Annotated in this window: 16 protein-coding genes and 1 pseudogene; 6 read left to right on the top strand and 11 right to left on the bottom strand. The window is 55.2% G+C overall.

Translation table 11 applies throughout. The features are described from left to right. The first annotated feature begins 219 nt into the window (after positions 1–219). Positions 220–1,662 (top strand): Hint domain-containing protein, encoded by a 1,443-nt coding sequence (locus tag Abin_RS01050; protein ID WP_048844520.1) that lies wholly within the window; start codon positions 220–222, stop codon positions 1,660–1,662. Positions 1,663–1,747: 85 nt separating this feature from the next. Here Abin_RS01050 and pstS read toward each other — a convergent pair whose 3' ends face one another. From pstS to rpmI, 5 genes are all read right to left on the bottom strand, one after another. Next, the gene (gene pstS / locus Abin_RS01045) at positions 1,748–2,791 is read right to left on the bottom strand and encodes a phosphate ABC transporter substrate-binding protein PstS (protein ID WP_146867710.1); all 1,044 of its coding nucleotides are present in this window, start codon (positions 2,789–2,791) and stop codon (positions 1,748–1,750) included. A gap of 36 nt (positions 2,792–2,827) precedes the next feature. Then, the gene (gene pheT, locus Abin_RS01040) at positions 2,828–5,287 is read right to left on the bottom strand and encodes a phenylalanine--tRNA ligase subunit beta (protein WP_048844519.1); all 2,460 of its coding nucleotides are present in this window, start codon (positions 5,285–5,287) and stop codon (positions 2,828–2,830) included. Between the two features lie 3 nt (positions 5,288–5,290). Beyond that, complete coding sequence (gene pheS, locus Abin_RS01035; protein ID WP_048844518.1) at positions 5,291–6,361, bottom strand: phenylalanine--tRNA ligase subunit alpha; 1,071 nt, start codon at positions 6,359–6,361, stop codon at positions 5,291–5,293. 202 nt (positions 6,362–6,563) lie between these two features. Further along, positions 6,564–6,923 (bottom strand): 50S ribosomal protein L20, encoded by a 360-nt coding sequence (gene rplT / locus Abin_RS01030; protein WP_048844517.1) that lies wholly within the window; start codon positions 6,921–6,923, stop codon positions 6,564–6,566. A 14-nt stretch (positions 6,924–6,937) separates the two neighbouring features. Further along, positions 6,938–7,141, bottom strand: coding sequence for a 50S ribosomal protein L35 (gene rpmI / locus Abin_RS01025; RefSeq protein ID WP_048844516.1), 204 nt, complete (start codon positions 7,139–7,141; stop codon positions 6,938–6,940). A gap of 419 nt (positions 7,142–7,560) precedes the next feature. Between rpmI and Abin_RS01020 the strand changes: the two genes are divergently transcribed. From Abin_RS01020 to Abin_RS01005, 4 genes are all read left to right on the top strand, one after another. After that, positions 7,561–9,033, top strand: coding sequence for a mannitol dehydrogenase family protein (locus Abin_RS01020; protein ID WP_048844515.1), 1,473 nt, complete (start codon positions 7,561–7,563; stop codon positions 9,031–9,033). A 387-nt stretch (positions 9,034–9,420) separates the two neighbouring features. Continuing rightward, positions 9,421–10,749, top strand: coding sequence for a c-type cytochrome (locus Abin_RS01015; RefSeq protein ID WP_048844514.1), 1,329 nt, complete (start codon positions 9,421–9,423; stop codon positions 10,747–10,749). Positions 10,750–10,769: 20 nt separating this feature from the next. After that, entirely contained in the window at positions 10,770–11,246 is a 477-nt protein-coding gene (locus Abin_RS01010) for a (2Fe-2S)-binding protein (RefSeq protein ID WP_048844513.1), read from the top strand. Continuing rightward, a complete protein-coding gene (locus Abin_RS01005) occupies positions 11,239–13,563 on the top strand; it encodes a xanthine dehydrogenase family protein molybdopterin-binding subunit (protein ID WP_048844512.1) in 2,325 nt (774 codons plus the stop codon). The genes Abin_RS01010 and Abin_RS01005 overlap by 8 nt, the downstream gene beginning before the upstream one ends. Before the next feature lie 214 nt (positions 13,564–13,777). Here Abin_RS01005 and Abin_RS01000 read toward each other — a convergent pair whose 3' ends face one another. The 5 genes from Abin_RS01000 to Abin_RS00980 are packed head-to-tail and all read right to left on the bottom strand — an operon-like array spanning position 13,778 to position 19,962. Then, a complete protein-coding gene (locus Abin_RS01000) occupies positions 13,778–14,221 on the bottom strand; it encodes a SufE family protein (RefSeq protein WP_048844511.1) in 444 nt (147 codons plus the stop codon). After that, a complete protein-coding gene (gene hslU, locus Abin_RS00995; RefSeq protein WP_048844510.1) occupies positions 14,221–15,534 on the bottom strand; it encodes an ATP-dependent protease ATPase subunit HslU in 1,314 nt (437 codons plus the stop codon). Before hslU ends, Abin_RS01000 begins: the two co-directional genes overlap by 1 nt. Continuing rightward, complete coding sequence (hslV, locus tag Abin_RS00990) at positions 15,534–16,136, bottom strand: ATP-dependent protease subunit HslV (RefSeq protein WP_048844509.1); 603 nt, start codon at positions 16,134–16,136, stop codon at positions 15,534–15,536. The genes hslU and hslV overlap by 1 nt, the downstream gene beginning before the upstream one ends. A 45-nt stretch (positions 16,137–16,181) precedes the next feature. Further along, on the bottom strand, positions 16,182–18,188 hold the full coding sequence (locus Abin_RS00985) for a response regulator (protein WP_048844508.1): 2,007 nt from the start codon (positions 18,186–18,188) through the stop codon (positions 16,182–16,184). Beyond that, positions 18,172–19,962: an ATP-binding protein gene (locus Abin_RS00980; RefSeq protein ID WP_048844507.1), complete on the bottom strand. Its 1,791-nt coding sequence runs from the start codon at positions 19,960–19,962 to the stop codon at positions 18,172–18,174. Before Abin_RS00980 ends, Abin_RS00985 begins: the two co-directional genes overlap by 17 nt. Positions 19,963–20,361: 399 nt before the next feature. On the opposite strand from Abin_RS00980, the gene Abin_RS00975 reads away from it, so the two are divergent. Beyond that, entirely contained in the window at positions 20,362–20,772 is a 411-nt protein-coding gene (locus Abin_RS00975) for a hypothetical protein (RefSeq protein ID WP_048844506.1), read from the top strand. A gap of 37 nt (positions 20,773–20,809) precedes the next feature. Here Abin_RS00975 and Abin_RS00970 read toward each other — a convergent pair. Then, positions 20,810–21,646, bottom strand: a pseudogene (locus Abin_RS00970) (hypothetical protein); the annotation flags it as partial.

Below are 21,646 nucleotides of genomic sequence, written 5' to 3'. Positions count from 1 at the left end.
AATACACCTGTTTTTTTCTGCCAGAGACCGGATCTTATTCGTTATTTCAGACACCTTATCCTCCACACCCAATGATCGCTGTATTCGGAACGGAAATCCTTGTGCTCATCGTAGTGAGTGTGATTTTATTTTTCTAACAAAGAATCGTGAGGTTGATTTTATAGGTTGCCTTCTCTTTTGAAGCTTGGTTAAAAAATATCACACGAATGGAGATTCCAAATGACCATTACAGTCAGCAATAATCAGACAATAGTTTTTAACGCTGCCACAGATACCGATACCAGTTTTGATTTTTCAGGCGAAAAGTCCAATATTCAGCTAACAAATCTTTCGGCTACAAAGCCCATTAATCTCACCATAAGTGGGAATTTTGGAATAAACCATAGTAACGTATTAACATTTTTAAAATCAAACGGTGTCTCTTTAAGCAAAAGCTCTGTTACTTATACAAAAAAGACAGATATTTCAGTCATTACACTTAAAAACAGCTCCGGACAAACCTTAGGCACAATTACATCGTCAGGAGATAGTTATGGTATTGGGGCTATTTACCCTGACTCCTCATCAGCCTCAGGCAGCTTGCAAGTCGTTGCAACAACCAATAGCAATAACGAACTCACTGTCTGTTTTTTAGCCGGGACCCTTATAAGCACTCCAACGGGTGACTGTCCTGTCGAAAGCCTGACTGTCGGTGACACTATTACGGCCTACGTAAATGGCTCGCCCATTACGCGCACGGTCAGTTGGGCAGGAAAAGCGGCATGTACAGTCAAACCCAATCATCCTGATGATCTCGCAGGCTGGCCCGTCCGCATCCTTAAAAATGCACTCTCTGATGGTGTCCCCTATAAAGATATGCTGATTACTTCAGAGCATTGTCTATTTCTTGACGGAAAATTTGTTCCCGTCCGCATGCTGGTCAATAATCAGACCATTTTTTACGATAAAACCATCTCGTCATACACCTATTATCATATCGAAACAGATGATCACTCTGTCATTATGGCTGACGGCGCTCTGACTGAAAGCTACCTTGATACCGGAAACAGGCACTCATTCCGTTCCTCGGGAACAGTGGTGACTCTGGGCGGCCATCCCTCAAAAACATGGGGGAATGCTGCTGCGCCTCTGACTGTTGACCGGGCCTTTGTTGAGCCTCTGTTTGAGAAATTTTCTCTCCGCGCTCAATTGCTTGGGCTAGAAGCCACAGATCATCTTAAAAATGTAACAGAAGACGCCAACATCCATCTGATTGCTGATAACGGGACAGTGCTCTACCCAACACGGACCATAAACAATCAATATTTGTTCGTGATTCCGTCTCATATACAAAGCGTACGTATCACATCACGGGCAAGCCGCCCAAGTGATGTCATTGGTCCGTTTGTTGATGACCGCCGATATCTCGGTGTCTGCATCGGGACAATAACGCTGAGTGAAAACAACACCATCATCCCAGTTACGACACATATATCGGATGAGCCGCTTTCGGGCTGGAACAAAGATGTTGAAAATGGCGAACGTTGGACGACTGGCAGCGCCCTGCTCCCACTCCCAGTTCGGAACCGAAACTCTATCGCTCAACTATCTCTCGATGTTAAGGCAACTTTTTCCTATCTGACGGATACTAAGCAAGAGAAACTCTCTGCCTCTGCTTCCTGATATTTCGGAGCCTTGAGTATCTGATACTGTATTCAAGGCTCCGAACAATGATGACTTGCTTTTATCTATTTAATTACTCAGCTTTTCAACCATTCAACCGATGTAAAACTACATTACGAATACGCACGGGAACGGGCACATAATCCAGTTTGCGGCTTTCTGCTTCACCGTCTGTCAGGCCCCAGCCGAAGAAACGGCTAACCGCTTTACCTCTTGATTTATTCAGGCTGTCGCGTGGTATCAGCGCATAAGTCGTGGTGACAATAGGCCATGCCCCTTGACCGTTTGTGTCACACAATGACGCAGTCAGCGTATTATCATCCCATGTGGCGGCGTCGGCTGCTTTGGTAAAACTTTCTGCGGTAGGAGCAACAAAATCTCCCGCCCGGTTCTGTAACTGGACCGTGGCGAGGTGATTGCGTTCGGCATACGCGTATTCCACGTAGCCCAAGCTACCTTCTGTATTGCGCACATAGGACGCAATACCGTCATTTCCCCGCGCACCCGCGCCCATGGGCCATGCAACGGATGTGCCTTTCCCCACCCGCTTCAACCATTCTGGCGCAACGCGGCTGAGGTAATCTGTGAAAACATAGGTTGTGCCAGATCCATCAGCCCGATGCAGCGGTGCGACCGCCAGATCTGGCAGGGTTATACCCGGATTGAGAGCCGCTATACGCTCATCATTCCAGGCGGTGATGCTGCCATCATACAGGCCTGCCAGAATTGGCCCATTCAACCGCAGGCTTCCGTCCGGCACGCCCGGCACATTAACTATAATAACCACGCCCCCAATAGCCGTAGGGAACTGCATCAATTTCCCGGACGTCAGCCGTTCTGGTGCCATGGGAGCATCTGATGCCCCGAAAGCGACAGTACCGGCCAACACCTGATTCTGCCCTGCGCCAGACCCAATGGTCTGATAATTTACACGCACACCCGTCTTGGTTGAGGACGCTGCTGACCACGCCTCATACAGCGGTGCGGCAAAACTTGACCCCGCACCCGTTACTTCCTCCGCAGCCATAGCAGGCTGTGACCAGCCCACTGCGGCGACAGATACAACTAAAGCCGCAAGCCCAGATAGACGACAGACGGGAAGACCGAAAAAATTTGCACGCCGCATCATAATCCAGTTTCTCCCCTTATCGTCAGTCTGCTGATCTTAACGCAGTGTTGCGCCTGTTGTTTTGGCAACGGCCGCAACAATCCGCTCAGACACGGCTTCAAGTTCCGCATCTGTCAGGCTTTTTTCCACTGGCTGAAGTGTCACTTCAACCCCAATGGAGCGATACCCTTCCGGAACATGCGGCCCTTCATACACGTCAAACAGGCTGACATTCGTGACCAGAGTGCGGTCAGCACCCCGCACGGCACGAAGCAGGTTTTCTGCCGGAACATCACGCTCCACCACAAAAGCAAAGTCGCGGCGCACAGGCTGGAACGCCGAAAGCTTGGGAGCAGATTTCTTGCGGCGCTTCGGGTCTGGCACAGCGTCCATCAACACTTCAAACCCAACCACCGGCACATCAATGCCTTCTGCCTGAAGCAGGGAGGGATGAAGCTCACCAAAATAGGCCAGAATGTTTTTTGGCCCCTGCCGCAACACGCCAGACCGGCCCGGATGGTACCATGATGGTGCGTCTGTTGTTGTATTCAGCGCTTCGGGCGCGATGCCAAGCTGGGTCAGCAATTCAAGGGCATCCGCTTTTGCAGCCCACAAGGAGACCGCTCCACTTTCCTGCCCCGGATACCGTGGCGTATGGCCCACCCGCACGCCAGCGGCCACAAGCTGCTGGCCGTTTTCAGAAAATGCTGGCCCGACCTCAAACAACCCGATATCTGCCCAGCCACGCGCACTGTTGCGCTGCGCGGCAGACACCAGATTGACCATGGGTGTTGGGCGCATCTGATCAAGATCAGAGGCAATGGGGTTAAGAAGACGCAGGCTGTCAGGTGCCCCACCGAAGCGCAACGCTTCTTCGTGCGAGACAAAGGAGAACCCCACGGTTTCAACCAGTCCGCGTGCTGCCAGAATACGCCGTGCGCGTGCAGCACGGGCCTGCCGTGGCGTCAAAGCCGTACCCGGTACAACAGAGATGGGCGGCAGAGGCACGGCAGGCACTCTGTCCAACCCTTTCAGACGCAGAATTTCCTCCACCAGATCACTTTCCGCTTCAATCTGGCTTACACCCTCAGCCGCTTTTGCCGCTGCGTCCGGTGCAATATCTGCTCCCTGTGCCAGAACGGGCTTCTGGGCAATGTCATTCCGCCATGACGGCACATTGACGCGCACAGCGTCATCCGTCTGGTCGCGCACTTCAAAACCAAGCTTTTCAAGCAGCGACACACTTTCCTGCGCAGGCACATCCAACCCACCCAGATCCTGCATGCGTTTGAAACGCAGGGATGCGTCACGCTGCCATTCTGGCTGTGCGCCAGCAGAAACAACTTCGCTGGCTTCCCCTCCGCACAGATCAATAATCAGGCGCGTTGCGGCTTCCAGCGCGGCAACAGGTAATGCCGGGTCCACACCGCGTTCAAACCGGTAGCTGGAATCAGACGAAATACCGACCCGCCGCGCACTCAGGGCAATACTCACGGCGTCAAACAACGCACATTCCACAAACACATCAGTCGTGGCGTCATCCGCGCCCGAAGCTTCTCCGCCCATAATCCCGGCCAGAGACTGTACACCATTTGCGTCGGTAATAACGCAATCATCTGGGGTGACGATGTAATCCTGACCATCCAGCGCCCGAAAGGTTTCCCCTTCACCACGGCAGACAATCAGACGGCCACCGGACAGCTTGTTCACGTCAAAAACGTGCAGTGGCCGCCCCAGATCAAAGCAGAAATAGTTGGTGATATCGACCAGTGTGGAAATGGAGCGTAGGCCAACGCTTTCCAGCTTGCGCCGCAGCCATTCCGGGCTAGGGCCGTTTTTCACACCCCGAATAGTGCGCCCCAGCACCCAAGGGCACGCTTCCGTATATGTGTTTTCCCACACGATAGGCGACGTAAACGTGCCATCGACAGTCTCAGCCAGCCACGGACGTAATGTGCCAAGCCCGGCCGCTGCAAGATCACGCGCAATGCCGCACACGCTCAGGGCATCACCACGGTTGGGCGTGATGGCAATTTCAATGACAACATCATCCAGACCAGCAAAGTCGGCATAAGACTGGCCTGGCAATGTATCGTCAGGCAGTTCGGCAATGCCGTTGCTTTCTTCACCCAAGCCCAGTTCGCGCAGGGAGCACAGCATGCCGCCGCTTGCCTCGCCACGAATTTTACCGGCCTTGATGGTGATATCCAGTCCCGGAACATACGTACCCGGTGGGGCGAAAATAACCGCCAGACCCGCGCGCGCATTAGGGGCACCGCACACAACCTGTACATCCTGAAAACCCGGGCCCGCATCAACACGGCATACCTGAAGGCGGTCTGCATTGGGGTGTTGGGTTGCTTCCAGAATACGGGCGGTCAGGAACGGTTCAATCGCCGCACCGCGATTTTCAACGCCTTCGACCTCAAGCCCAATCTGGTTCAGTTTGGCGCAGATTTCAGGCAATGTGGCAGATGTTTCAAGATGATCATACAGCCAGGACAGTGTGAACTTCATCTCTTACACCCCTTCGTGCAGCAGTGCGGGCGCAAGCGGGTCAGACCCGTAATGACGCAGCCAGCGAATATCACTTTCATAGAACGACCGAAGATCAGGAATACCGTTCTTCAGCATGGTCAGACGTTCAATGCCCATACCAAAGGCAAAGCCCTGCCATTCACGCGGGTCCAGCCCACAGTTAGCCAGCACGCGGGCATGCACCATGCCGGAGCCCAAGACTTCCAGCCAGTCTTCACCGCCACCGATTTCCCCGGTGCGGCGAGACCACCCAATATCCACTTCCATCGATGGTTCAGTGAACGGGAAGTAGGACGACCGGAACCGTACGGGCAGATCAGGCTTATCAAAAAATACCCGCAGAAATTCGATCAGACAGCCTTTCAGGTGCCCAAGCGTAATCCCCTGCCCGACAACCAGCCCCTCGCACTGATGGAACATGGGGGAATGTGTGGCGTCATGGTCGGCACGGTATGTCCGGCCGGGGCAGATCACGCGAATTGGCGGTTTCTGCGCCAGCATGGTGCGGATCTGCACGCCAGACGTCTGGGTGCGCAACACGCGGGTTACATCCAGCCCCGGAGCAGGCGGCAGATAGAAGGTGTCATGATCCGTGCGCGCCGGATGGTGGTCGGGCGTGTTCAGCGCCGAGAAATTATGCCAGTCGGTTTCAATATCTGGGCCTTCAGCCACACTGAAGCCCATCGCCCCGAAAATGGCTGTCATTTCTTCTACCGCGCGCGCAATCGGATGAATAAATCCTTGCGCAGCAGGCGGTGGCGGCAGGCTGACGTCAACACGTTCCGCCACAAGACGCGCTTCAAGAGCCGCGGCTTCAAGCACCTGCCCACGGTCTTCAATAGCGCGTGTCAGGTCATCACGCAGGCGATTTAACGCTACGCCACGGGCTTTACGCTCATCAGGTGCCATCTTCCCCAGCGCTTTGAGCAACGCCGTAAGACGCCCTGATTTTCCAAGAGTGCCAACCCGTATGGCATCCCAGGCCCGCATATCTGCGGCACCAGTCAGTTCGGACAGGACTTCCTGCCGAAGAATCTCAAGATCGTCGCTCATGAAACCTCACGCGAGGGGAAAATACGCTAATAGGGCGGATACTCTCTCCCACGCAGAGAGAAAACCCCCAAGCTAAGAAAACCCGCCTTTATTGGGTAGAGACCGACCACAAAATGCAGCCACGGGCGCGCCAGACCATATAGAAACAAAAAAGGCCGCCCTGTGCGGACGGCCTTTTTCGAAACCTTAATCGGCCAGAAACTTAGGCAGCCAGAGCAGCCTGAGCTTTCTTCACGATTTCAGCGAAGGTTGCGGCATCATCATAAGCGATGGCGGCCAGAACCTTACGGTCGATTTCAATGCCAGCCTTGTCCAGACCGTTGATGAAACGGCTGTAGGTCAGGCCGTGCTCACGCACAGCAGCATTGATACGCTGGATCCACAGAGCGCGGAATTCGCGCTTTTTGTTCCGGCGGTCACGGTATGCGTACTGAAGAGACTTTTCGAGCCGTTCCAGAGCAATACGGTAGTTTGTAGAAGACCGGCCACGAAAGCCCTTGGACATGTCCAGGACTTTTTTGTGACGAGCGTGGGTTGTTACACCGCGTTTTACACGTGCCATATCTTAGATGCTCCTCAAACCAGCCCGTAGGGTGCCCACTGCTTGACGGTACGACCGTCCTGCGGTGTCATGGTCTGGGGACCACGGTTGGTGCGCTTCATTTTCTGCGGACGCTTGATCATGCCATGGCGTTTGCCACATGGGCCTGAGAGCACCTTGCCGGTTGCGGTAATCTTGAACCGCTTTTTGACCGACGATTTGGTCTTCATCTTGGGCATTTCTGTACTCCTGAAAGTTCGAAACCGCGCCACCCCCGAAAGGATGACAGAACACGGCCGGGCATGCCCCACAAGCCCGGGCGCGTGTGCGAAGGGCTTGCCTTAACGGAAAGCCCGAACTTTTTCAAGCCACACTCTGCCGAGATTTTTGCGCCGAAGTATGCTATACCCAGCAGGCAGTCAGGCTGCTTATGCCTGCTGAAGCAGTAACCAGCCGCGTTTACAGTGGCGGTTTACATATCCTTTGCCGGTCTTTGCACCCGTCGGGTTTACGCAACCCTGTGCCCAGTATCGCGCTTTCACACTCGCAGCCTGATCTGGCTTACTGTGCGTAATGCACCCAGTTTGCAGGCTTTTGCGCCCTTTTCACCCTTCATGCCCTTTGCGGCGTGATCACCTTAGTGAGGTATGCCTTTTTCATGACTCCCCTTTCCAACGCCACCCTCAAACAACTTCCGCCGCAGGTTCTCACCCCTGCTTATGATCGTCAGAAAACAACCCCCGGCATTGCGCATCTGGCCGTAGGAAATTTTCACCGGGCGCATCAGGCGTTGTATGTTGACCGCGTTCTGGCCCGTGACGGCCAGCAGGATTGGGCAATAGTCGGGATCGGGCTGCGTGATAACGAGCGGGAAACCCGCCGTGCCGCTATTATGGCAGAACAGGATGGCCTCTATACCCTGACCGAGTTTGCCACAGATGGGGAGCATACCACCCGTGTTCTGGGCGCCATTACGGAATATGTACAGGCAGCCAAGGACCGCAAAGCCGCCATTAAGCGCCTGGCAGACCCAGCCATTAAAATTGTCAGCCTGACAATTACCGAAGGTGGCTATTATGTGGATGCCAATGGTCAGTTCCTGCTGAATGACCCAGCTATTGCCGAAGACCTGAAGCGCGACGTACCAGAAACCGCATTTGGCCTTGTCACCGAAGCACTGCGCCTGCGCCGTGAGAGGGGTGTTGGGCCCTTTACGGTTATGACCTGTGACAACCTGCGTGATAACGGCACCGTTGCCCGCACGGCGTTCTGCACCTACGCCACCGCCCGAGACGCAGAACTGGGCGCGTGGATTAAAGAAAACGTCACCTTCCCATCCACCATGGTTGACCGGATCACACCATCCGTTTCGGCAGACGATGTCGCCCGTCTGGATAAATTGAGTGGCGTTGCGGACAAGATGCCACTTTTTGCAGAAGACTTTACCCAATGGGTTGTGGAAGAGTCTTTCTGCGCAGGCCGCCCAGAATTGGAAGCCGTTGGCGTTCAATTTACATCCGATGTCGCACCCTACGAGCAGGTGAAGCTGCGGATGCTCAACGCATCCCACTCCATGCTGGCGCTGCCCGGCCTGTTGATGGATTACGATACAGTGCCAGACGCCATGGCTGACACAGCCCTGACGACGCTCCTTGAACAGTTTCTGGCTGAAGATGCCTCCCCCTTCATCACGCCCCCTGATGGTGTTTCCCTTCAGGATTATGCTCATCAGGTGCTGCACCGTTTCCGTAATCCGGCTGTTGGGGATCAGCTTCTGCGCATTGCGTCAGACAGCGCATCCAAACTGCCCGTGTTCTGGACCGATACAGTCAAAGGGATACTGCATGCTGGGAAAGACCATCGCCGCCTGGCTTTCGGCGTTGCCTGTTTCCTTGAATATCTGCGTGGTGAAACAGAAAGCCATACACAGTACAAACTTTCTGAACCGGGCTTGCCAGCAACGGCAAAGGCACTCGCGTTGGAAGATGACCTCGCCGCAGGCCTTCAGATGCCCGTGTTCTCCGGCTGGGATCTAGCCAACTATCCAGATTTTGCCGAAGACGTTGTGGCGTTACGCAAAGACATTCGGGATCAGGGTGTGCGGAAAACTCTGACAAATCTGGCTCTCTGACCACGTCTCCTCCCCCGCCTGCGGACTACGTGGGCGGGGGAGGTGCTGCGTCGTCAGGCGGCTTTTCTGATGTGTAAAAGACACGCGCAGCCCATAAATTCGATGCATGGCATGCATGCAAAAAAGCAATTATCTATATTCATTGAAATATAGATATAGAAAAGAACTGCGGTTTTCTCTGACATTTCCGTGAGCCAAATAAATCTTATTCATTTTTTAGTGCTCACAGCCCTAACCTATGCGTTTATTTGCCACTCAATTCCAGATAAGCGTTATCTTCAAGAAATAACGGGCCTTTAGATCAGTGTCCCAACGCGTGGGAGGAAAGATTGCTTTGGCAATCTTTTTGCGTTGGCGCGGCATTGTCTTCATTGGATTGGGGGTAGAGTGATCAAACGTCTCTTAGCCGGAGTGGTCGGAGCCGGTATCCTTGGTGGATTTGGCTTCCTGTATTATGCGTGGTACCCGCCTATTGCCACCATTGAACCACCGGCAGCAAAAAGCTTCTCGGCTGAGCAGATTGAGCGCGGGCGCATTGTTGCGGCTGAAGGCTACTGTGCAGAATGTCATACCCGCACAGACATGGGCGGTGGCCCGGAACTGGCTGGTGACTACCGGATGGAAACACCATTCGGGGCTATTTATTCTTCAAACATTACACCAGACCCGGAAATGGGGATTGGCCAATGGTCTGAAGAAGCCCTGCGTCGCGCCATGCGTCTGGGTGTGTCCCGTCAGGGTGTGCATCTGATCCCGGCCTTCCCTTACGATCACTTCACCAAAATGACAGATCAGGACATTTCCGATCTGTACGCCTACCTGATGACACGCCCCCCCGTGCATATGGCACGCCGTCCGAATGAACTGCCCTTCCCCCTCAGCCTGCGTATTGGTCAGGCAGCATGGAAGCTGATGTTCTTCACCCCCGGCGTTTACAAACCAGACCCAAGCCATGATGCCTTGTGGAACCGCGGAGCCTATCTGGCTGAAGGCAATGCCCATTGTGGGGCCTGCCATACGCCACGTAACTTCATGGGCGCTGAAAAGAAGGGTTCCATGTATGACGGCGCTGTTGTTGACGGCTGGATTGCTCCGCCGCTGAATGACAAGAACCCGACCCCAACCGCATGGACTGAAGACGAACTGTACCAGTATCTGCGCTTTGGCGTTGCACCGCTGCATGGCCCGGCTGGTGGCCCCATGTCCCCAATTCCGCATCGCTTCCTCTCGACCGTGCCGGAATATGATGTGCATGCGATTGCCCATTACTATGCAGACGTGGCCCATTCTGCCGAGCGGTCAAAACATGACAAAGCCGCACTGGCCCACGCTATGGAGCAATCCAAAATCGACCTGATTGGCCCCAACGTGGACCCGGACGCCAAACTGTATCAGGGTGCCTGCGCAGCCTGCCATTACAATTCGGCACCCTCGCCCGTTCTGGGGCGCCCGGATCTGGCGCTGAACAACGCATTGTGGCTGGACGAACCGACCAACCTGTTCCAGGTCATGCTGCGTGGCCTGACGGCGGAAGAAGGCCAGTCCGGCATTGCGATGCCCAGCTTCTACAATGCTCTGTCAGATGCTGATATGGCCCGGATTGCAGCCTATCTGCGCCGCACACGCACAACCCTGCCGCCGTGGAAAGACCTTGAGAAGAAGGCCGCTGAGGCGCGCGAGACCGTCAAGTCCATTCCTGTCAATTCTTCTCACTGAGACGGCACACGGAGCCAGACATGATCAAGTTCAAACTCAATGGCCGTGACGTCAGCGTCGATGTGCCAGATGATACCCCTCTGCTCTGGGCCCTGCGTGATGAGCTGGACCAGACGGGAACAAAATTTGGGTGTGGTGTGGGTCAGTGCGGTGCCTGCACCGTGCATGTAGGGGGCCGGGCAACGCGGTCCTGCATTACGCCCGTCAGCTCCATTGCCGGGGCGGATGTGACAACCATTGAAGGCCTGCATCCGGAAGGCAAACACCCGGTGCAGGAAGCATGGCGGGACATTCAGGTTCCACAATGCGGCTACTGCCAGTCCGGCCAGATTATGCAGGCCGCCAGCCTGCTGAAAGACTATCCGGACCCAACGGATGAGCAGATTGATGGCGTGATGGGTGGCAGCCTGTGCCGCTGCATGACGTATATCCGCATCCGTAAGGCTATCAAGAAAGCGGCCGCCGCCATGCGTGAGGAGACAGCATCACATGGGTAAACTGGAACGCATTGCAGCCCAGCAGGATCGCAAGGCAGGCCTGACCACCAGCCGCCGTGGCTTTCTGCTGACTGCTGTTGGCTCGGCCTTCATGTTTGGCTTCGCCCGCGAAGGCAAAGCCGCGCAGGTTTTCCCGGCCAGTGCCGGTATGCCCGGCAACGGTGCCTTTGAACCCACCATCTGGTGTTCAATAGCCCCGGATGGCGTGGTGAATATCAATGTTATCCGTGCGGAAATGGGCCAGCATGTGGGCACCGCCCTGGCGCGTATCATCGCGGATGAAATGGAAGCCGACTGGGACAAGGTTAAAATCACGCAGGTTGATACAGACCCCAAATGGGGCCTGATGGTCACCGGTGGTTCCTGGTCTGTCTGGATGACGTGGGATACCTTCCGTCAGGCAGGGGCTGCCGCCCGCACTGTCATGATTGAAGAAGGCGCAAAGCTGCTTGGCACCTCTGCTGCCAACTGTGTTGCGCGTAACGGCCGGGTCATTGCTGGCGGCAAATCAATTTCCTTTGGTGAAATTGTCAGCCGTGCGCACCCAACCCGCACCTATAGCCCGGACGAAATGGCCAAGCTGACGCTGAAGCCTGCGTCTGAACGTCGCCTGATTGGCAAGGATGTCAAGGCGCTGGATATCCCAGCAAAAACTGATGGTTCTGCCATTTACGGCATCGACGCCAAGCTGGATGGCATGGTGTATGCACGCCCCAAAATGCCGCCCACACGCTATGGCTCCAAAGTTGTTTCCGTTGATGATAGCGAAGCCAAAAAAGTCAAAGGCTATCTGCGCTACATTGTGCTTGATGATCCATCTGACACGGTGCCTGGCTGGGTGGCTGTGCTGGCATCATCCTACCCCGCAGCAATCCGTGCGACTGACCTGCTGAAAGTAACATGGACGCCGGGCAAAACGGCCAATGTGTCTGAAAATGACATTATTGAGCACGGCCGCAAGCAGATTGCTGAAAAAAGCGGTGGCTCCTGCGTGTTCAACGATGCCGGAGTGGATGAAGCTTTTTCTTCCGCCAAGCAGGTGTTTGAGCGCACTTATACTTGCGCATCCGTCCTGCATTATCAGCTTGAACCCATGAACGCGCTGGCCCGTTTTCAGGATGGAAAATGGGAAATCCATTGCGGCAACCAGTGGCAGTCTCTGTTCCTGCCCGTGATTGCCAAGGCGCTTCAGGTCAAAGAAACAGACGTTGTCATGCGCAGCTATCTGCTCGGGGGTGGTTTTGGCCGCCGCCTGAACGGAGACTACGCGGTACCAGCAGCCCTGATTTCCAAGGCGCTTGAGGGTAAACCGGTCAAACTGATTCTGACCCGGTCCGATGATATGCAGTTTGACTCGTTCCGGTCTCCTTCCATTCAGACCGTTCGTGTGGCGCTGGATGAAAACAAGACCCCCAAAGGCTGGGAGCATCACGCTTCTGCTGGCTGGCCTACACGGGTCATGGCCGCAGCCTTTATGGAAAAAGGTGCTGATGGCAAAGCGTATGATCAGTTTGCCATTGCGGGCGCTGACCATTGGTATGACGTCGGCCCCATGCGCGTGCGTGCGCTTGATAATGATCTGGCAGACGCCACCTTCCGTCCCGGTTGGTTGCGTTCGGTCAGTTCTGGCTGGACGCCGTGGGCTCATGAAGCGTTCCTTGACGAACTGGCCCATGAAAAAGGTGTGGACCCTGTTGACTTCCGCCTGTCCCTGCTGACCGCCAAAGGCCGCAATGCGGGCAAAGCACCTGATTCGGTTGGGGGGGCGACCCGTCAAGCCAATGTGCTGAAGCGACTGGTGGAAAAATGTGGGTATGGCAAAACACAACTGCCTGCTGATACGGCAATTGGTATTGCCACCACATTCGGTCAGGAACGCGCCATGCCAACATGGACGGCTGGTGCTGTTCAGGTGCATGTTGACCGCAAAACTGGCGTTGTCACCTGTCAGAAAATCTGGCTGGTGCTAGATGCTGGTACCATCATTGACCCCAATGGGGCTATGGCACAGACCGAAGGCGGTGCTTTGTGGGGCGTCAGCATGGCGTTGTTCGAAAATACGGAAATCGTCAACGGCAACGTGCGTGACCGTAACCTGAACACCTACACTCCCCTCCGTATCTCTGACACGCCAGAGATGGACATTGAATTTGTAGAAAGCACCGAAAAGCCCATGGGCCTTGGCGAACCCGGTGTAACGACCATTGGCGCGGCCATTGCCAATGCCGTTTTCAATGCCGTGGGTGTACGCCTGCGCCATCAACCCATTCGCCCAGCAGATGTTTTGAAAGGTCTTTCTGAGAAAAAATCAGCTTAACGCTGGATTTTTACCAAACAAAACCTGCAAAAAACCGGCAGATCAAACCAATCTGCCGGTTTTTTATTTCGATTTTTTAGTCGGTTCTATTTCCTGATGATGATTGTATGAGACGTCATCAGAAAATAAATATACCCCGTGTAACAGTTTCTAACCGACACACGGGGCACAGATATCAGACTCACAAATAACGACCTATTAGCCTGATAAAAGGCTACGCCTCCTGCGTTGCTGCGGCAGACCGGATGGCGCGGGCCATGGCTTCCACCCCGTTTCCACGATTGGTAGACAGCGCCTGCACCAATCCAAGATCTCGCAGAAATTTGGGGTCTGTTGCCATAATTTCTTCACTGCTACGGCCTGAATAAACACGCAGCAGCAAGGCAACCAGCCCACACACGATGGCCGCATCAGATAATCCGGCAAAATACAATATGCCGTCTTCCTGTTTGGCCTCCAGCCACACCTGGCTTTGGCAACCAGGGACACGATGAGCGTCATCACACCATTCCTTTGGGAAGGGTGGCAGTTTACGGCCCATTTCTATGATGTACTGGTACCGCTCCATCCAGTCATCAAACAGTTCCAGTTCGTCACGAATGGTATCAATGGCTTCGGCTGCGGTTTCTTCCGCAGGTAAGACAAAGGGAGCCTCCATCACAGAATAAACCGGCTGAGATCACCCTTGCGGGCCAAGGGGGCAACTTTTTCGTTCACAAGCGATGCTTCCACAACAATAGCATCCCCTTTCCGGTCTGACGCCGTGAAGGAGATTTCCTCCAGAAGTTTTTCAAGCACGGTGGCCAGTCGCCGTGCCCCAATATTTTCAACCCGTTCGTTAATGTCTGCCGCCAGTTCAGCTAGCGCATCCACTGCCCCATCCGAGAACGAGAGGCTGACACCTTCGGTGCCCATTAACGCTGTATATTGCTTGAGCAATGAATGTTCAGGGTCTGTGAGAATACAGCGCAGATCATCACGTGTTAGGGGCTGCAATTCCACACGAATGGGCAAACGCCCCTGGAGTTCAGGCAGCAGATCAGACGGCTTGGCCAGATGAAATGCACCGGATGCAATAAACAGAATATGGTCCGTTTTCACCGGTCCATATTTGGTTGAAACCGTTGTGCCCTCAATTAACGGCAGCAGATCACGCTGCACGCCTTCGCGGGAAACATCCCCTCCGCGCGCACCACTTTCTGAGGCCCGGGCGCAAACTTTATCAATCTCATCAATAAAGACGATCCCGTTATCCTGCGCGTGGGCCACGGCTTCCCGCGTCAGGGCTTCATTATCCAGCAGTTTGTCTGCTTCCTCCCGCACCAGATACTCGCGTGCGGCCGCCACTTTTAGGCGACGCTGCTGGGGGGTGCGGTTCATGAAGCCTTTCATCATCTCGCCAAAGTTGATGACGTTACCTGGCATGACGCCGGGCATATCCCCACCACCCTGTGGGGCGGCTTCAACAACGGCTATGTCTACTTCCTTGTCTTCAAGTTCGCCATTGCGCAGCATGGTGCGGAATTTATTCTTGGTCTCTGCTGCGGCACCTTGCCCAACCAAGGCCTCGACCAACCGATCTTCCGCAGCCTGTTCCGCTTTTACGGTTACATCACGACGCTTTACATCGCGCAGCATGGTGATGGAGGCTTCAACCAGATCCCGGATAATGCTGTCCACGTCGCGGCCAACGTACCCCACTTCCGTGAATTTTGTGGCTTCAACCTTCAAGAAAGGAGCCTGCGCCAGCTTGGCCAGTCTGCGGGCAATTTCCGTTTTACCGCAGCCTGTCGGGCCAATCATAAGAATGTTTTTGGGAACAACTTCTTCGCGCAACCCCTCATTCAGTTGCGCGCGCCGCCACCGGTTGCGCATGGCAATAGCCACAGCCCGTTTTGCATCCCCCTGCCCCACAATGAACCGGTCAAGTTCAGAGACAATTTCTCGGGGTGAAAATGTCGGTGCGTCCATTATTCAGCCCCCTTTTCTGCCGTTCCGGTTGAAAGAGTTTCAACACGCACCGAATGGTTTGTGTACACACAAATATCCCCGGCAATTTTCATGGCGCGACGGGCAATTTCTTCCGCCCCCAGCCCATCAACTGTCAGCAGGGCACGGGCTGCGGAGAGCGCGTAATTTCCGCCTGACCCAATGGCAATAATCCCATCTTCAGGTTCCAGAACATCGCCATTACCAGTGAGGGTGTAGGAATGGTCAGCATCGGCCACGGCCATCATGGCTTCTAGTCGGCGCAGGTAACGGTCAGTCCGCCAGTCCTTTGCCAGTTCGACACAGGCGCGCTCAAGCTGGTTTGGGTACCGTTCCAGCTTGGCTTCCAGCCGCTCCAGCAAGGTAAACGCATCTGCCGTGGCCCCGGCAAAACCAGCCAGAATGGAGCCAGACGGGCCAATACGCCGCACTTTACGGGCGTTACCCTTGATAACGGTCTGGCCAAGTGTGACCTGACCATCACCCGCCATGGCAACATCCGGGCCACGCCGAACACAGAGGATAGTTGTCCCGTGCCATCCGACGGGATCATGCGAGGATTGGGCTGTATGATAGCTTTGCATGGTAGAAAGAAATAGGCTTTCCATCCGCCAGCACAAGGGGGCAGATCACGCAGCCAGCATTGCCCTTACATCTCCCAGCAGCGCATCCCGCGTGTACGGTTTGTGCAAAACAGTGACACCCGCAGGCAGAAGCCCCAGATCCGTGTAACCGGTCACAAACAGAACCCGCAGGTCCGGCCGCAGCACTTGTATGCGGCGGGCCGCTTCATCTCCATTCATCCCCGGCATCATGACATCCATGACCACCAGCGAGATATTCTGCTCAGCCTGCACCATGTTCAAGGCTTCCGCCCCGCTGGAGGCTTCAAGCACATCATACCCTGCACGACGCAAAAAGCCCGCTGTCACAGCGCGCACACCGGCTTCATCATCCACAACCAGAATTTTACGGCCCGGCTGCACGTCAGGTAGCGCAGGACGGTCTGGCACGATGGATAACGGCGTGACTGTTGCAGGCGTCGGGCTAACATCTGCCGCCATGGCGGGCAGCCACAATTCAATGGATGTGCCCCCACCCGGCACGCTTTCCACGCGCACTTCACCCCCGCAATGGTTGATGAAGCCGTAAATCATGGACAGGCCAAGGCCCGTGCCCCGCCCAATATCCTTGGTTGTAAAGAAAGGATCAAAAATGCGGGCCTGCATTTCCTCCGTCATGCCAACGCCGCGATCCATGACCTGAAGCACCACCCAGGCTCCACCTGCCGCCGCCGTCGGGCTACGGCCCAACAGACGGGTTTCTGTCCGGACGGAAACGCTGATAGCCCCCCCATCTGGCTGCGCGTCCTGCGCGTTGACGCACAGATTGAAGATTGCCAGTTCAAGCTGCACCGCGTCTGTCCATACAAACGGGAGCGTTTCGGGCGGAATATCAAACTGCACACCGCTAATACGCGTAGCCGCTTCAAGACTGTCCGCCCCCAGTGCCGCCTGAATGTCGTTTGGCACCTGCCCACGCATCATAAAGCCCTGAAGGTCTTGCAGCACCTGACGCACATCAACCTGATGGCAGGCAAGATGACGCGGGCGGCTGAAATCAAGCAGCTTCTGCGTCAAAGCCCCCCCACGCCGGGCAGCTTCAAGCGCATTATGGAACAGACGACTGACACCGGGCTCTTTCGGCGGTTCAAGATCCATCACAAGCTCAAGCGAACCCATGATTGCAGTCAGCAGATTATTGAAGTCATGCGCCACGCCGCCGGCCAGCGTGCCTATGGCCTGCATTTTCTGCGCCTGTCGCAACCGTTGCTCCAGATTAAGCAGATCCGTCACGTCCCGATCTATCAGAATGGAATAATCCGCCATGCCATCCACGCCCGGCGCACTCTGGGCCTCGGCCTGTGTACGGTCACCCAGTTTCACGCGGGTCAGGTCATGCCACCGCGCCTGTCCTGCGGGGTTTGTCAGCTTCAATACCTGCTGGTCTCGCCCCCCGGCGTTAAGCACGGGCTGAGCGTCATTCAGACTTTCCTGCCGTTCAGCATCAATCAATGCCTCTTCAGGTTGCCCAATGCACTCTGCAACTGAACGGCCAAACTGCGCCGCCATCTGTTCGTTCAGACGAATGAAACGCCCTTTTTCATCCTTGAAACCAAGCCCAAAAGGCAGGTTATCCAGCAATCCGCGCAACAGCCGCTGCTCGCACGCCAGATCTTTTTCAAGTTCGTACCGTCCAGCAGCCTGCGCCACCATGGACAGCAGGGTTTCATCATCCCATGGCTTGTAGGCAAAAAACGATATCTTGCCCTGATTGAGCGCAGCCTCAACCGCAGAAATATCGGCATAGCCCGTCAGCAGAATGGCGCCGGCAGATGAGAGAGCCCGCGCGCGCGCCAGAAAGGCATCGCCCGTCATGTTGGGCATACGCTGGTCAGAAATAATCACGGCAACATCAGGCTGTTGCTCAAGCAGAGCCAACCCGGCCTCACCCGAAGACGCGGCCAGCACATGATAGCTTTCTTCAAGAAGATCTGTCAGCGCGACAAGGATTTCAGGCTCATCATCCACAACAAGAACAATGGCCTTCCGGTCGGGGTCAGGCAGTGTGCTCACTCCGCCTCTCCTCTGCTGCCCTGTAGGGCACACGTAGTGTAAAACATGCCCCTGCGTTCTCCCGCGCGTCAGTCACGACAATACTCCCACCGTGGGCCTGAACAACGCCATACGCAGTTGCCAATCCAAGCCCGGTCCCTGACCCTACAGGTTTTGTTGTAAAGAACGGTTCAAATATCCGTTCCTGTAGATTTTTGGGCACACCCGGCCCCGTATCACTGATGCGGATTACATAATCTAGGCCGCCTTCGTCCCCTGCTCCGGGTTCCAGCCGGGATGTAATTTCGATAATGTCTTCTTCAACTTTTATTTTCCCTTGTCCCTTTTCTTCCCTGCGTTTTTCTAAAATTGCATCAGCCGCATTGCTGACAATATTCATAACAACCTGATTAACCAACGCAGCCTGACAGAACAGTTCGGGCGGTGCTTCAAGGGAGCTGATAACCCGTATTTCCTGCCCCAGTTTGGGTGCAAGCAGGGTCAGGACCATGGCCAGCGCTTCGGGCACATCCAGCCTCGTGAATTCCCCTTCCTCAAGCCGGGAAAAACGGCGCAGGCTGGTCACCAGATCGCGCATACGTGATAGCCCGACAAAGGAGGCCGCCAAGCGTTCCCCACTTTTGGCAAGCGCTGTCTCGGCGGTCTGCATATCGCCATCCCGTACTGCCTGCATGGCACGGGTAATGGTGCGATTCACGGTGCCTTCATGCGCCAGAACAAAAGCCAACGGGTTATTGAATTCATGCGCAATCCCGGCTGCAAGCTCCCCCAAGGAAGCCATTTTAGCCGACTGCACCAGCTTGGCCTGTGCCTCGATCAATTTGCGGTTGGCCGCAGCAAGATCCGCATTCACACGCCGTAGCGCATCAGCCAGCGCCATACGGGCGCGCGCACTTTCGATATGCGCTTCTTCCCGGCGCATTTCGTCCTGCAAAATCTTGCGCCGCACCAGACTGCCAATACGCGCCAGCAACAGGTCAGGCGTAATATCGGCATCGACCAGATCATCCACGCCGGCCCCGAAAACCACTGTTGCCAGTTGGCCGGAAACCTGTCCGCTTTCTGTCATGGCCAGCACGCGCGTGCATTGCCGGTTGCGCCGCCGCATGGCTACCAATGTTCTGGCCAGAGCCAGACCATCAAACAGCGGGCAGCACAAATCTATCACCACGCAATCGGGGTGCACCTGCCCGGCAACGTGCCCGGAGAAATCAAGCCTGTCAGGGTCTTCAATCAGCGTGACGGATTCTCCGTTCCGATGCAGAAGATCAATTACTTTTGGTTGACCATTCTGCCCCGGCCCCTGCCACGCCCATAAAAGGCCCCCAGGTGCCGTCACCACCACAACCGAGGGTTGTCGGAAAGAGACAGTATCGCGCACGGGCACATCATCATCATGTTCCCGCAGCAGCGCGCAAATGCGGAACATCAGAAAGACCGGATCGCCTTTTGCACTGAAACAGGCATCCGCCCCGCGCTCCAGAACTTCGCGCTCAACGGCAGAGTCGGTTTGTTCCGTCAGCACCACAACGGGAATACCGCGCGTAGCCGCATTCAGCCTGAGCCTTTGGCATAATTGCGTCGCTGGCATATCGGGCAGGCAGGCTGATACCACCAGCAGGTCTGGCAAAGTGGTATCAAAAGCTTGGAATGCTGACTTTCCATCCGCCAGCGTGCGAACACTAAAGCCGCGTTGCGTCAGCAATACAGAAAAATGGTCTTGTTCAGCGTCTTCAACGCCAACCAGCCAAATTGTGCACGACAAAAAATTCATTGATGTTTCGCGTCAGGACGTACGGCAGATGCCAGAAAACCACTCCAAGCGGCTTTTTTCATGAAAATGTCCTGCCTCTGCGCTCCTGCTTTCATCCGTTTTGTCTGCAACAATAGGCATCATGCCGTTTTGATATGTGCCCCTAAGGGGTTGTTTTAGTCTAACTATTTTCCTCACGCCACGCCCGCTCGCGAATACGTTACCTGACTCCGCTTACTCTCTTCAGGGCGTCCCCCTTTGCCTCTATCGTACCTTTGAGGACACGCGATGGCGGGGTTTTTTCTGTAGCGGTGTGATCGTTTGCGACTGTCGTGTATAGTCCGCCAGCCTTTGCCTGCGTGCCTGTTGGATTACCCCCACGCAGCATGATGTTTTTTATGCCCAAGGACCCACAGGATCATGGACCACACACCTAACGCCAATTACTCCCGGCCATCGCTACTGTCTGCCGCGCAAGGCGAGTCTTCTCCCTTAGTACTCCGGCTGGCCCGCACGGGCATCTGGTCTGCCTGTTATTTCGTTTTCTATTTTCTTCAGCAGCTTGCTGAACTGTTTGCCCCCTTGCTGCTGATAGCAGGTGTGCTCTGGAAAGCCCTGCCGTCCGTCGTAGGCTCACTGTCACACGTCGCTGTTGCGGCTGATCCGCAGGCCCGTGATGCGATTGGCAATGTTGCAGCAGCTATTCCGCAGAACATTGTTGTGGCCGGGCACGACCTGACAGCCAGCGGCCTGATCTGGGATGGTATTCTGCTTATGGGGCTGGCCGCTGCAGGTGCTACACTGGCCACGATCGCAGGAAAAAACGTCTAAATCTGCGTCTCAACTTTGCCCCATGTCCAACCCGGTTTTAGCCGGGTTGATGCAGTCGTGCGGCGGCAGGCCAAACATGCACAATGGCGTCCCACCAATGCCATGCGGCGATAAGAATTAATACCGCAACCACGCCACTGACAATCCACGCCCGTCGCCAGAAAGCGTCTTGCAACAACAGGTTGGATAGCGCCTCACCCGAAGACAATACGCTGCTCCGCTGCGATGCAGAAGGCGACTGTGAAACAGGAGTATAGCCTTCAGGCTGCGCGGCATTGTTGGGCAGACTGGTCGCGACAGCACCAACATTCCCCGCAGGCTGATCTGTGCTCGCCGCAATCGGCGCGGCAGTTATGGGAGGTTGGTCATTTTCAGGCGTTGATACTGTTGCGCCCGCGATTTCTGGCTGGCTTTCCGCTTCTGTTTTTTCAACAGTCGCAGAATAAGCCGGAATTTCCGGCACGCCCCAGAAAGCTTCTTTCAACTGGTCAGAACTGACCTGCGTTGACCGAGACTGCATATGCAGCCGTTCCGGCCATGCCGACGCCACCTGCGCAGCATCTTCCGAGGACGTAATAGTCCCTTCATTCAGTCCAGACGGCTGAGATGAAAAATCGACTGGCGCATCAGGCTGTGTCGGTATCTGTGGCGGTTCAACCGTTGAAGCGCTTCCCCCATCCACAATGCCTTGCTGTGTCGGGGGCTCAACCGTTTCTGACGATACATCTGCTTCAGAAGCATCGGGCTCGATACTTTGAGCATCGACCTCTTGGTGTTCAGGCTGCGCCACATCCGAAACCTGCGCAGAGTGCGCCTCTGCCTCTGCCTCTGGCTCTGGCTCTGGCTCTGGCTCTGGCTCTGGCTCTGGCTCTGG

This window comes from Acetobacter indonesiensis, from assembly GCF_000963945.1.
Classification (GTDB): domain Bacteria; phylum Pseudomonadota; class Alphaproteobacteria; order Acetobacterales; family Acetobacteraceae; genus Acetobacter; species Acetobacter indonesiensis.
The sequence above is the reverse complement of the archived record's forward strand: the minus strand, read 5'-3'. Positions and strand labels throughout refer to the sequence as shown.